10 protein-coding genes and 1 pseudogene are annotated in these 12786 nt (G+C 33.1%); 1 reads left to right on the forward strand and 10 read right to left on the reverse strand.

The window, feature by feature from the left end; genetic code table 11:
• Positions 1–15: 15 nt before the first annotated feature.
• The 3 genes and pseudogenes from BW929_RS02425 to BW929_RS02435 form a co-directional block, all read right to left on the reverse strand.
• Positions 16–1023 carry a sugar ABC transporter substrate-binding protein gene (locus BW929_RS02425; protein WP_076543784.1) on the reverse strand — a complete coding sequence of 336 codons (1008 nt, stop codon included), beginning with the start codon at positions 1021–1023 and terminating at the stop codon, positions 16–18.
• An 845-nt stretch (positions 1024–1868) separates the two neighbouring features.
• Positions 1869–3311, reverse strand: coding sequence for an ISLre2 family transposase (locus BW929_RS02430; RefSeq protein ID WP_076543785.1), 1443 nt, complete (start codon positions 3309–3311; stop codon positions 1869–1871).
• 201 nt (positions 3312–3512) lie between these two features.
• A pseudogene (locus BW929_RS02435) lies at positions 3513–4362 on the reverse strand (IS30 family transposase); the annotation flags it as partial.
• Between the two features lie 164 nt (positions 4363–4526).
• Between BW929_RS02435 and BW929_RS02440 the strand changes: the two are divergent.
• Positions 4527–5966, forward strand: coding sequence for a DDE-type integrase/transposase/recombinase (locus tag BW929_RS02440; RefSeq protein WP_076543786.1), 1440 nt, complete (start codon positions 4527–4529; stop codon positions 5964–5966).
• Between the two features lie 228 nt (positions 5967–6194).
• Here BW929_RS02440 and BW929_RS02445 read toward each other — a convergent pair whose 3' ends face one another.
• The 7 genes from BW929_RS02445 to BW929_RS02475 all read right to left on the reverse strand — a co-directional run bounded on the left by BW929_RS02445 (position 6195) and on the right by BW929_RS02475 (position 12633).
• On the reverse strand, positions 6195–6473 hold the full coding sequence (locus BW929_RS02445; protein WP_076543787.1) for a helix-turn-helix domain-containing protein: 279 nt from the start codon (positions 6471–6473) through the stop codon (positions 6195–6197).
• 229 nt (positions 6474–6702) lie between these two features.
• Positions 6703–7815 carry a GntR family transcriptional regulator gene (locus BW929_RS02450; protein ID WP_076543788.1) on the reverse strand — a complete coding sequence of 371 codons (1113 nt, stop codon included), beginning with the start codon at positions 7813–7815 and terminating at the stop codon, positions 6703–6705.
• 158 nt (positions 7816–7973) lie between these two features.
• The gene (locus BW929_RS02455) at positions 7974–9044 is read right to left on the reverse strand and encodes an IS30 family transposase (protein ID WP_076543789.1); all 1071 of its coding nucleotides are present in this window, start codon (positions 9042–9044) and stop codon (positions 7974–7976) included.
• A gap of 277 nt (positions 9045–9321) precedes the next feature.
• Positions 9322–10071 (reverse strand): IS21-like element helper ATPase IstB, encoded by a 750-nt coding sequence (gene istB, locus BW929_RS02460; protein WP_076543790.1) that lies wholly within the window; start codon positions 10069–10071, stop codon positions 9322–9324.
• Positions 10064–10420 (reverse strand): hypothetical protein, encoded by a 357-nt coding sequence (locus tag BW929_RS02465; protein ID WP_076543791.1) that lies wholly within the window; start codon positions 10418–10420, stop codon positions 10064–10066. The genes istB and BW929_RS02465 overlap by 8 nt, the downstream gene beginning before the upstream one ends.
• 157 nt (positions 10421–10577) lie before the next feature.
• Entirely contained in the window at positions 10578–11378 is an 801-nt protein-coding gene (locus tag BW929_RS02470) for an ExeA family protein (protein WP_076543792.1), read from the reverse strand.
• Complete coding sequence (locus BW929_RS02475) at positions 11371–12633, reverse strand: helix-turn-helix domain-containing protein (protein ID WP_076543793.1); 1263 nt, start codon at positions 12631–12633, stop codon at positions 11371–11373. The genes BW929_RS02470 and BW929_RS02475 overlap by 8 nt, the downstream gene beginning before the upstream one ends.
• Positions 12634–12786: the final 153 nt, after the last annotated feature.

Here is a 12786-nt window from a genome sequence, read left to right on the forward strand (position 1 = left end):
TAATTTAATTACTAGTTAATCCAAGAGTTCTTCAATTAACTCTTCACCAAAGATAGTTTCAAGACGATCTCTACTGAAAGCCTTAGTTAAATCCTTAATAGCTGCATCTACATTATCTGCATCAATTATATTGGTTGGTACTGGAACAGTTTTTTCTACTTCTTCACCATTTAGAGTTTTTACCATCAATTCTACACCAGTATAACCAATATTATAGGAGTCCTGCTGAATTGTAGCTGTTAATTCACCATTTCTGATTGACTTAATTGCATCTGGTGAGCCATCAAAGCCCATTACAGCAACATCTTTATCAACATTTGCACTCTTAAGTGCTCTTAAAGCACCCAATGCCATCTCATCATTTGTACCATAAACACCATCGATATCTGGATATGTTTGCAGGATATTCTGCATTACACTAACAGCCTGACCTCTTTGACTATCAGCAGGTTGAGTAGTTACTATTTCAATATCTGAATCTTTTACTGCATCCAGAAATCCTTCTACTCTTTGATCATGAATATAATCTCCAGCTGCTCCTCTTACAATTGCTATTTTTCCTTTGCCGTTTAGCTTTTCTTCCATATAATTTCCTGCCTGCTGAGCTGCTAAAAAGTTACCTGTCCCTGCAAAAGAAGTCTTACCTTCAAAATCAGCATCAGTATCTATGGTTACTACTGGAATCCCGCGATCAACTGATTTCTTTAAAACATTCAGTGCTGCAGAAGGTCTTAAAGGAGCAACAACCAGACCATCAACCATTCTAGAAATCTGATCTTCTAATAAGTTGATCTGCTGCATAACCTGAGTTTCATTACTGGGACCAACTACTGAAACATCAACACCCATATCTTCTCCTGCCTGCTCTGCACCGGCCTGAACTGACTTCCAGTAATCACTGTTTGTCGCTTTCAGAACTACAGAAATTCTGTATTCTTCGTCAGCTTCAGTTTGAGCAGATACTGTAACTGTTAGACCTAAGATCAATGTCATAGCTATGAATAAGTAAAATAATTTTTTCATTTTTATCCTCCTATTGTTTTACTAAAATATTATTTTTGAAAACTTTCATCCCTAATAAGCAAATAATCAACTTAACCCTTAAAATTATAACCCAAACTGTGAAGCGTTATTTATTATCACCCCTTTCTAGTTTTAATTAATAAAAAAAACTACCAGCCGATTAATAATCCAGGAGCAGCTTTTTGAATAAAAAGACTCCGGATTTAACCAAGTGGTAGTTATAAAGTGATAGTGTTATTCCCACAAAATTTTTAATTTTCAAATATCAAACGTTTACAAAAACATTGAAAAATATTAATTAGTTCTTTTGAAATGGATAATATTAAATGTTTGCAAAAATAAGTTAAGTTTTTATAAAATTGTGAATCAATATTATATTAACTATTTTCGCATATCAAACGTTTACAAAATTCTTAAAAAATAATATTTGCTTTTCAAAAGCAAATATTAAACGTTTGCAAAGGATCTCAAAAAATATTTATTTTCTAAATTTATTATAATACAACATTTTTCAATTGTCAAACAATTTTAAGAATTAATTGATTTTTCCCTGAAATTTTTATTGACAGCTGAATTAATTCTGATCAAGCTTAAAATTCTTTATTTGTTTAACTCAATAATATTATAGAATAATAATTTTTAATTGTCAAACAATTTTAAAGAATGGTTTGTGTCAAGCTTTTGTGGGAGACTTTTTCCTCACAAAGACATAATCTTATATTCTCTTTATTAATTATCATTTTTTAGCTTAAATTTCAGTTTATATAATCTCGTTTTTTTAGCTTTAGATTTAACTATTTTTAGACATACTACACCTTGTAAATATCAGAAACTATTTAAACAGCTTAAATTATCGGGTTGTTTGTCATTGAATCTGATATATTCTTTAATCCCTTAACCCAGTCCTGACCTGATTTTGGACCTCTAAGAGCAGGCATTGTAGCTTTTAATACTTCAGATTCTGACCTGGAATATTTCTTTTGCACATTATTATATGCTTTTCTTAAATCATTCGTTTTAAACTCCCAGTTAATCTTGTTTAAATGCCTTTCTAAGCTGTCATTTCTATCTGCTATTATTATCTTTGCTAAATTTCTTGCACCTTTTCTAGACCATCTCATTCCTCTTTTTTTGAATCTATTAGCTAAAACTTTATCTATGTTTGATTCCATTGCCCCAAGACCTCTTATTTCCTCAGGCAGACCTAAATCCTTTTTCTTTTGCTTCTGCTTTTTATCACGGATAAATTCCCAGTTTTTCAAGAGATATTTTTTTAGTTGATCTACCTTCTTTTTATCTTTCTTCTTCTGCCTGTATTGTTTTGCTTTCTTCAGATTTTCTCTTAATTTATCTATATCATTTTCTTCTATATTCTCCAGTAATTTAGGAACAAACTTTGATCTGCCAAGCTTTCTAAAAAACTTTTTGTTAAGATGATATTCGTCCAGGAATCTTACCTCTATCTGAGGTATGTATTCATTACCTGTAGTTATCCATTCAGCTCCATCTCCACATAAAACGGAAATGCTGCCATCACTGAAAGAGTAGTCTTCATACATCTCTGCTGCAGTTTCTTTCCAGAATTCATCACTGCTAAATACTCCGCCATAATATTTTTTGCCAGTCAAATTATATTCATCACTCATAGGATGTCTTTTTTCCCATCCCTGATAGCTCATCCCAAGCTTGAGTTCACCTTTTTGTTTATCATCATTTTGAAGTGGAATATGAATACCATCTGCTTCTACAAAAAGATGTTCTATTTCTTTTCTATCTCCATCTTTATCATCTGGGATTAACCCATCTCTAAAGAAATCAAGCTGCTTTGTTTCAGCTTCTTTACTGAGCTTCTCACCCTCTTTTTGAACCCAGTTAAAAATTGCTGTATGACTGGCTGAAGTTTCTAAAATATTATCTATTTTATCTGCAGCTTTTCTATATGGAAGCTCCTGGACCAGGTCCAGTGCTATTTCTTTTAAAGCAGGTGACTGTCTTTCATTGGCAGGAATATTTAGATACTCATCCAGAAGAAATCTAAACTTATCATTGGAATCTTTGTAGTATCTTCTTTCGATAGTCACTTCACCAAAAAGAGTGTCAATAGTTCTTTTTTTGATATCTTTAAGTTTAAATTTATCTTTATTTCTGCTCTCCATGATAGCCTGATCAATGTCTTCTAAAAGCTTTTTTAGTGCTTTTTGAGCCTGTTTACAGACGATTCTAAAAATTTTCTTCTCTACATCCTTGAAGTTAGTCTCATTTTGTAATATTCTTAAATTAAGTTCCAAGGGGCCTCACTCCTTTCTTTTAGAATTGTCCTTGTGAGGCTCCTTCTTTATTTATGCTAAAATTCCTGCCTATTTACATAAATCAATTCTTAAATCCCACTTTTATTTTACACTAACTAAAGAATGGCAGTGATTGGTGAATTGCAACATTTAATACACGGTTTTTTTGATTTCCTTGAATCACCTGTACCTTCAGTCTTTTTAAATACTAAAGCTTAATTTTTTTCTAAATAATTCATCTGAGTTTCCATAGTCAACATTTTCCTAGGATATGTATTAATGAATTTTTGTATCTCTTTTACCAGGGTTCTTTTGATTCCTTTAAAACTTGTGCCTTTAGGTAAGAATCTTCGGATAAACCTATTGGCTACCTCATTTGATCATTTGAGCCCCTCTGCCAGCTGCAGTATGCATCACAGTAATACTGGCTGATCCTAGGAATACTGCTGCCTGTGAAAGACTTTTCAATCCCTTCATAATCTGCAAATTCTGCTCCATTGTCTGTGGTTATTGTTTTGAAAGTCTCCCTGAAATTAACTACCCCAAATCGTCTTTCTATTCGATCCAGTCCTTTTACCACTGATTCTGCTTTTTTGTTTGGTATTTTTTCTATAATTTCCTGTCTGGTCTGTCTTTCTGTTAGAACCAGTAAGAAAGGCTCTCCTTTTTCTTTTAACCCCTCTACTAAATCCATCTCCCAGTGTCCAAATTCTTCTCTAGTATCAGCTTCTTCAGGTCTGTCCCTAATTGTCCGACCTTCCTTACGTCTAGTAGTACTAGCACTTTCTTCAGGTCTTTCTTTTCCAGTTTTATAGTTACCATGGGGAAGATCTTCTCTATCTAAATCTAGAATCTCTTTATCTATATAATTATAGATTGTATTACAGTGCAATTCTATATCAAACTTATCTGATTCTCTTATGTTTTGAGCTACTGCTGCTGGTGATTTATGCTCTTTTATTCTTTTTTCAATAAACTTAGCAAGTTTAGAATTATTTCCAATTTTCAAGTTAGGTTCTTTAGCTGTTGCGTTTTGATCATAAATTTCCTGTCCTTTTTCAGGTCGTATTGTCAAAAAATCATTTAATTTATATAGTCAAAACCCTATTGTAGCAGGGATTTGAGCTTAAATACTTGTCACCCCCCTCTTTTTGAGGTATATTTAGGTTGAATAGCACCATTTTAAACCAAAAAAGAAGGGAAAGGTGACAAACTTTGAAAACAATTATTACTACTTTACTTGTCTATATTCAAATTCAGTATTATATAATTTGTTATCTGATGACTTTGTTTTTAAGTAAAGACTTTATGCCCAAAGATGATATTCCTATCAGTAAAGAGTACCACCATCTTAAGGATGATGATCTACCTGTTATTGAAGTCTTAGAAAAATTTGATTATCAGAAATTAATAGCTGATTATCAAAAAGAAAATGATAAACCACTTAAGCCTATTAGACGCCATAAAAACTCTAAAAACAAGGTTCCTGAGTCTGTGACCTGCCCCAGATGCGGTGCTCCACATGTTTATCTCTATGATAATACTGGAGGCCGCGGACAGTACCTCTGCAAAGTCTGTAACACTAATTTTAATGATAAAAATCGTTTTTCTAAAACAGTAATCTTTAAGTGCCCTCACTGTTCACGTACCCTTGACAGGATTAAAGAGCGTAAGGATTTCTATATCTACAAGTGTAGAAATGACGACTGCTCTTTCTACCTTAAAAACTTAAGAACTATGAGTAAAGAAGAGAAAAAACATTTTAAGAAACATCCTCACAAATTTAAAGTTAGATACATTTATCGAGAATTTGATTTTGACTTTCAGCCACTGAGTAAGGAGTCTACCTACCTGCCTAAGGTTGATATTTCAGGCATTCATTCGTCTCCACATACTCTAGGGTTAATTCTTACTTACTATGTCAATTACGGTCTTTCTTCTCGTAATGTAGCTGCTATCATGAAGGATATTCACAATGTTGATATCTCTCATCAGACTGTACTTAACTATGCTGATTCAGTTGGGTATCTTGTTAAACCCTATCTGGATAATTATCCTTATGATCTTTCTGATTCTTTTTGCGGTGACGAAACATATATTAAAGTTTATGGCAAATGGCAGTATATTTTCTTTTTCTTTGATGCTGTTAAGAAAATTATTCTCTCTTATCATGTTTCACCTAAAAGAGATACTCCCTCAGCCATTAAAGCTATTAATGACGTTCTTACTAAGATGGATCCTATACCTGATAATCTTAATTTTGTAGTTGATGGTAATCCCATCTATCTTTTAGCAAGACATTATTACTATCAACAGGGTATTGATTTTGATGTCACACAAGTCATTGGCCTGACTAATGATGACCCTGTTTCAACAGAATATCGCCCTTTAAAGCAGATTATTGAAAGACTCAATAGAACTTTTAAAAAGAGCTACAGGTCAACATGTGGTTTTAAATCCTCTCAAGGCTCAGTGGCTTATGTCAATTTATTTGCTGCTTATTTTAACTTTCTAAGGCCTCACTCAGCTTTAGAGAAAAAGATACCTGTGACTGTGCCTCAGCTCATTAATCTGCCTAATATGCCTGCCAGATGGGGCAAACTAATTGAGCTATCTCAGGAATACATACTTCATCAACAGCAGCATTCTGCTTAACCTTTATATCTATCTAGCAGAGCCTGAGGCAGCTAAAAGCTATTTAAAAGCATTGGCAAAGCGAACCCTTTACAAACCGAACCAGATAAATGCTAAAATCAGTGGTTCGAGGGTTGGCTAGTTTAACCTGCCTTTATATCCATCTCCTTCACCCTCGGCAACCTCCAGCTAGCATTTAGATGGTGTTTGTCAAGGGCAATGCGGTCATCCCAACCATTAAAATTTACTCTAAAAACTAAATTCTTTCTTCAACATCACTTTTTCATAGATTTGTTGACATAACCTTTCAGGTGAATACACCTCTACTTTTTTCCATTCATAATCCCTTAATTCAACAGTCCCTTTCTTAATTTCTCGGCTTACTGTTGTCCTATCACAATTTAATTCTCTACCTATTTCTGAAAAGTTTTTATCTTGTTGATTATATAAATGTTCTATTTTTACACGGTCTTTATAACTTAAGTGTTCACCTTTGCTTCTTTTTATGTTACAATTACTTTGACACATATTCTGTACCCCCTAATGTTATTGTGGTTATTAACATTATACAAAAGGTACAGGTATGTGTCTATTTTTTTGTCTAATTCAAACCGTGCATTTAATTATACAATTTACTAGAATTTTGTCTCACTCAATTATAAAATCAAGTACAAAAAAACGAATCATTGCAAAAATCGAGAAAATCCTATCAAATTCTTATAATTTCACCTCAAAGTGAACTCCATGTCATTGTTATCTATCCATACCTTTTACATGACTCTCTTTCTATTAGCTTAACAGGAAAATATTTTTGTACAATTATTTTTTTGTTTTTATCATTCTTTTTTTCATTAATCTTTTCAACTAGTATTCTCGCTGCTTCTTCTCCAATTTCTTTTGAGGATTGAGCAATAGTAGTTAAAGGAACTTCTAAATGACTAGAAAAATCTAAGTTATCAAAACCTATTAAAGATAAATCAGCAGGAATTTCTATATCTTTGCCCCTACTCATCTTTATAACATCCAAAGCAATATAATCATTAATTGCAATTAGTGAAGTAATACCACTTTCTTTTATATAATCATATATATTTTTATACACTTCTTTTTTTTCAAGATTATTATCATATGAAAAAATTTTATTCTCTTTTCCCAGTAATCCATAATCTTTTAAAGCTGATTTATATCCAATAATCCTATCTTCAATACTACTGGTCTTACTAAATTCACCTTTTATAAAACCAATTTTCTTATGTCCTAATTCTATTAGATATTCTGTAGCTTTATACCCACCTAAAACATTATCTGACATAACACAATTAGTTTTACAATCTTGAAGACCTCTATCCACTAATACAAAAGGAAACTCTTCATTTTTTAGATCTGTAATTGCATTACTCTCTTTTTGGTCTTCAGCAGGCATAATAATCAATCCCTCTATACCATTAAGACGCATCGTATGAATACTTTCAGCCTCAATTTTATAATTATCATTAGAACTTACGAAGCTCATATTGAATCCCTTTTTCTGAATAAAACTTTCAATTCCACTTAAAATATTTGCTTCCAATTCATGTTCACAGTGGGTTAAGATAACTCCAATATTCCCATAATTTTCAGTGGTCTTTTTGTTATCATAGACAAAAGTTCCACTACCTTGAACTCTGTATAAACAACCCTCATGAACTAAATCCTGTATTGCCCGCCTTATAGTATATCGACTAACACTTAATTGTTGGGATAATTCTCTTTCAGTGGGGATAGCTTCTCCCAGTCTATATATATCCTCATTAATTTTATTTAAAATAAATTCTTGAACCTGTTTATATAGTGTTTTAGAGCTGTCACGTTTTATTTCTTTAGATTCCATCTTTTAAGCTCCTTTCTAAAATTCATATGTACCAATTATTATAAACAATTAACAGGTTGCTATCAAGTTTTTTATTTTATTTTCATCAAAAGGTGAATTGCAAGTTGCATTGCACGGTTTTTTTGATTTTTTTGAAATAACCCGCACCTTCAGTGTTTTTAAATGCTAAAACTTAATTTCGATTTAAACAATTCATTTGAATTTCCGTAGTCAAACATTTTTCTGCGATAAGTATTTATAAATTCTTGAATCTTTTTTACCAGTGTTCTTTTGATCCCTTTGAAACTTGTGCCTTTAGGTAAGAAGCGTCTGATAAAACGGTTAGCAACCTCATTTGATCCTCTCTGCCAACTACTGTATGCATCACAATAATACTGGCTAGTTCTGGGAATACTACTGCTTGTAAAAGACTCTTCAATACCCTCATAATCTGCAAATTCTGATCCATTATCTGTAGTAATCGTCTTGAAAGTTTTCCTAAAATTAACCACTCCAAATCGTCTTTCTATTCTATCCAGACCTTTTACCACTGATTCCGCTTTTTTGTTTGGTATTTTTTCTATGATTTCCTGTCTGGTTTGTCTTTCTGTTAAGACTAGTAAAAATGGTTCTCCTTTTTCTTTCAAACCCTCTACCAAATCCATCTCCCAATGTCCAAATTCTTCTCTAGTATCAGCTTCTTCAGGTCTATCTCTAATTGTCCGACCTTCCTTGCGTCTCGTAGTGCTTGCACTTTCTTTAGGCCTATCTTTCTCAGGTTTATAATTGCCATGTATGAGATCATCTCGATCTATATCTAAAACACCTTTATCTATATAATTATAGATTGTTTTCCAGTGTAATTGTAGGTCATAATCATCTGATTTTTTAATGTCTTTTGCAACTGCTGCAGGTGATCGTAATTTAAGTATCTGTTTTTTTATAAATTTAGCTAAATCTTTGTTTTTACCTATTTTTAAATCTCGTCCTTTTGCAGTATTATTTTGCTCATAAACTTCCTGTCCTCTTTTGGCACTATACTCTTTTCTATAAGTCCAATCACTATTTTTTTGCTCTATTTCACCCTTTTTAATTTCACGACTTACTGTAGTTCTATGACAGTTTAATTCTTTACCTATTTCAGTATAATTTTTATCCTGTTGATTGTATAGATGTTCTATTTTTACGCGATCTTCATAACTTAGGTGTTCACCTTTTTCTCTTTTTGTGTTACAATTATTTTGACACATATTCTGTACCCTCCTAATGTTTTTGTGGTTATTAACATTATACAAAAGGTACAGGTATGTGTCTATTTTTTTATCAAATCAACGCGTGCATTTAATTATACAATTTATCTTTTCATTAAAAAATCGTTGTTTTTTAAAACTAATAAAGGCACCTAATAATGTTGACATACCCTATTTGCTTTTGTCAAGCGAAAAGTGTACCACCCTACCAATCGAATTGTGTACCACCTAGTTTAAAAAAGAGAAGGAGAAGAAAATACTCCTTCTGTAGTTAAAATTACTGGGCTTTCTTTGTTTTCTTTTGCTGATCTAAGAGTCGATGACTGGATCCATTAAATAACATTATCTTGCTGTTGTGAATCAGTCTATCAATAATTGCAGCAGTCATTCTTTCATCATGAAATACTTTAGCCCATTCAGCAAATTCAAGATTGCTGGTTAAAAATATAGATCCTTTTTCATATCGTTCTGAAAAGATTTGGAACATTAATTGTGTCGCCTGATTTGATAATTCAACAAAGCCCAATTCATCAATTAATAATAAATCCAGTTTGTTGATCTTCTTTAAGAATTTAAGCAGCTGCTGCTTTTCCTGCATCTCAATTAGTTGATTACACAAACCAGCTGCTGTGAAGAATCCAACTGTTTTACCCAGTCTGCAGGCCTCAATACCTATTGAAATCAGCAAATGGGACTTCCCAGTACCTGGTGATCCTAAAAATAAAACATTGGTGTTTTGATCAATAAATTTGCAGCTAAACAATTCCATAACTTCAGTTTTAGATAAAAAAGGAGCTTCAGAAAAATTAAACTGTTCGATTGTCTTTAAATTAGGAAATTTAGCCTGTTTAAAAAGCCTATTAAATCTGTTGTTTTCTCGCATGATAACTTCATATTCAACAAGGTTACTAAAAAATTGTTCATGGTTCCAGTTGTTATCTCTTGCTTCTTTTAGAATATCATCATAGCATTCTACAATGCCTGGTAGGCGGCAGAATTTAAGCTGTTCTCTTAATTTATCATCCATTTATCTCACCACCTTTTACCAGTAAAGAATCGTAATCGCTTAAAGGAAGATGAGTAGTGTAGATATGGTCAATATTAAGCTCTTTCAGGATATCATCTGCTAAATACTGTGTACCAGTGGTACACTGAGTTTGGTAACGAAGTACACTTAATACATCCTGGTAACTGTATCTGTTTTTCTGGTCAAGGTCTTTTAAAATTCTGCTGATGGTTGGAATTGAATATTCTTCTGTCAGTCTTAAAATATCAATGAATTCTCTGGTTCCTTTAGATTTTGATCTTAAATGAGCCTGGATTAATCTATGATATTCATCAAAAATTTCTGGCAGTTTCCAGTTGTGATTTTGCAAATTAATCCAGTTAAATTATTCAGATTAAATCAGCCTAAATTATCTAAAATTACAGCATAATTTTCAAATTGAATTAGTAAAAACAAAAATATTTTGCAGATTAAATTAGCAAGGGACTTAAAAATAAGCCCCTTTAATTTGAATAATATTTTTCACTTTAAAATGTATCTTTTTCGCAGGCTTTGAAGACAATTTCCTGGTTTATCTGTTCTGCTTTAAGCTGAAATCCTAAAAGCAGCGAGTTAACTGCGATATTGTTGATCAATCTGGGTAGTCCTCTGGATCTCAAGGCAATTGCCTCCAGAGCCTGAGGTATGAATATTGGGTGATTTGCTCCAGCAAGCTCAAGCTGGTGCTCAACATACTCTTTGACTTCCTCTTTGTTTAAAGGATTTAACTGATACTTCATGATTACTCGCTGATTTAAGGACTGATTATGATTCAAATTTAGCTTGGTCATAAAGTGAGATAAACCAGCTAAAATAAGAATAAATGGGTTCTGAGAATCCATAGCAAAATTAAATAAAATACCAAGATCACTCAAAAATTTGTTGGGAGCAAGCTGCATTTCATCTAAGATAATGATCGGGGTAATCTTTTTCTCGTTGTAAAACTTTAAGATAGCAGCCTGAACCTGATTAAAAAGGTCCACCTTTCTGAATTTAGGTTCTTCTCCCAGGCCAATGGCTATCCCTCTGTAAAAATCCATTACTGAGCCTGTAGATAAGGGGAAATAGATGACCTTAAATAATGATGGATTAACACTGTCAGCCATAGATCTCAGGGCAGAAGTTTTACCACTTCCAGGTTCACCAATAATGACAGCAATGCCTCTTGTTTTTTTAAGATAGTCAAGTCTGGCAGAAAGTTCTTTTAAGTTTTCAGACTGGTAGAGATCTTTAGTTGCAATCTCTTTTTTAAATGGATTATCTGATAAAGAATAAAAAGATTTATACATTTTTGCTGCCTCCTTCAGTCATTTTAGCAAAGGAGAGAGGATTACCTCTTTTAGCATGAGCATTATCAGCCATAATCACAGGCTCAGCTTTAGTAATACATTTACCATTTTCATAAAGATAAATATTATCATATGTTTCCTGATCAAAGCGGATCTTAACCTTTTTGCCAATATAGACAGGAGGAACCTGATAGAGTTTAGAGTTAACCGATATAGTTCCGTCGTGTCTAACTTTTCTCTGAGCTCTTTTGAGAAAAAGCAGCTTAAGTTTTTCAGGCTCATCATAGGTTTTAACCTGACTAATCTGGGACATGTATTTATCCAGAGGAGTCATCTTCAGAGAAGAGTGCACTTTACGGTGATAATCTTTTTCCAGCCACTTAAAAAAGCTCTTGTTTAGCTTATCCAGGGAAGATAAATCTTTATCAGTTAAAAGAGGTAAAAATCTTTTTCTGACAGTTAAGTAAAACCTTTCAATTTTGCCTTTATCAGCAGGTGAATACGGCTTAGTGTGAATCAGGGTAATACCCAGCGAAGCACAGGCAAAATGGAGATTATCACTGCGATAGACTTTACCATTATCAACATAAAGGAGTTTTGGAATACCTCTTCTTAAAATAGCTTCTGAGAGTACCTGCTGCACAGCAGAAAACTTTTCTGTTGTTAAGAATTTGGCATAAGTAATAACCCTGGAGAAGTCATCAATAAAGGCAAAGAGAAAAGTCTTAACCTTTTTGCCATCAAGGTTGAGATAGGGTCCATACATCTCGTCTCCCTGCCAGAGCATATTAACCTGATCATAGGCAAAACGGCGTCTGTTTTCTTCTTTGCGGGGAGAGTTGACCAACAGGTTCTTCTTTTTAAGAAAGCGATAGACAGTAGAATAGGAGGCCTGAGAGGGCAGCATTTTCTTTTCCGTAATCAGCTGATCGTAGAGCAAAGAAACAGACCGATCAGGATGTTCTTTTCGGGCTTCTAAAATAACTTCCTTAAGTTCTGGAGTTAAAACACGACTTTTACCTCTGTCATTTCTGGGTTTGGGTTTCAGCCCTTCAAAACCACCTTTGCGATAGGCTCTAACCCACATGGATATGGTTTTTGGTGAGTATTCTCTGACACCATAATAAGGGACATTATGTTTTTTAGCAGCCACCTTTGCCAGATACTCGTTCTGTTTTTTCACCTGTCTATTCAGGATAGGTGAAATGAGGGAAAAGCGGAATAGAGCTATCTGTTCTCTGTCATTATCAGTCATCAAAATCAGCTCCTTTAAGCTTGAATTTTAGCATTTAAGAGCAAAATTGTTCTTAAACTGCTGATAATAACATTTTAATCAGAAAATAACTCTTTTCTAGTGAAAGCTTTTGTGTTTAAAAAAATAGTTCCAAAAAGTCAATCTTTATGGTAC

The sequence above is a fragment of the Halanaerobium kushneri genome (genome assembly GCF_900156285.1).
GTDB classification, from domain to species: Bacteria; Bacillota; Halanaerobiia; order Halanaerobiales; family Halanaerobiaceae; genus Halanaerobium; species Halanaerobium kushneri.

What these genes read in the sequence shown, in the direction of transcription:
- BW929_RS02425 (WP_076543784.1), bottom strand. Translation starts at nt 1,023, where the DNA reads ATGAAAAAATTATTTTACTTATTCATAGCTATGACATTGATCTTAGGT.
- BW929_RS02445 (WP_076543787.1), bottom strand. Translation starts at nt 6,473, where the DNA reads ATGTGTCAAAGTAATTGTAACATAAAAAGAAGCAAAGGTGAACACTTA.
- BW929_RS02450 (WP_076543788.1), bottom strand. Translation starts at nt 7,815, where the DNA reads ATGGAATCTAAAGAAATAAAACGTGACAGCTCTAAAACACTATATAAA.
- BW929_RS02455 (WP_076543789.1), bottom strand. Translation starts at nt 9,044, where the DNA reads ATGTGTCAAAATAATTGTAACACAAAAAGAGAAAAAGGTGAACACCTA.
- istB (WP_076543790.1), bottom strand. Translation starts at nt 10,071, where the DNA reads ATGGATGATAAATTAAGAGAACAGCTTAAATTCTGCCGCCTACCAGGC.
- BW929_RS02470 (WP_076543792.1), bottom strand. Translation starts at nt 11,378, where the DNA reads ATGTATAAATCTTTTTATTCTTTATCAGATAATCCATTTAAAAAAGAG.
- BW929_RS02475 (WP_076543793.1), bottom strand. Translation starts at nt 12,633, where the DNA reads ATGACTGATAATGACAGAGAACAGATAGCTCTATTCCGCTTTTCCCTC.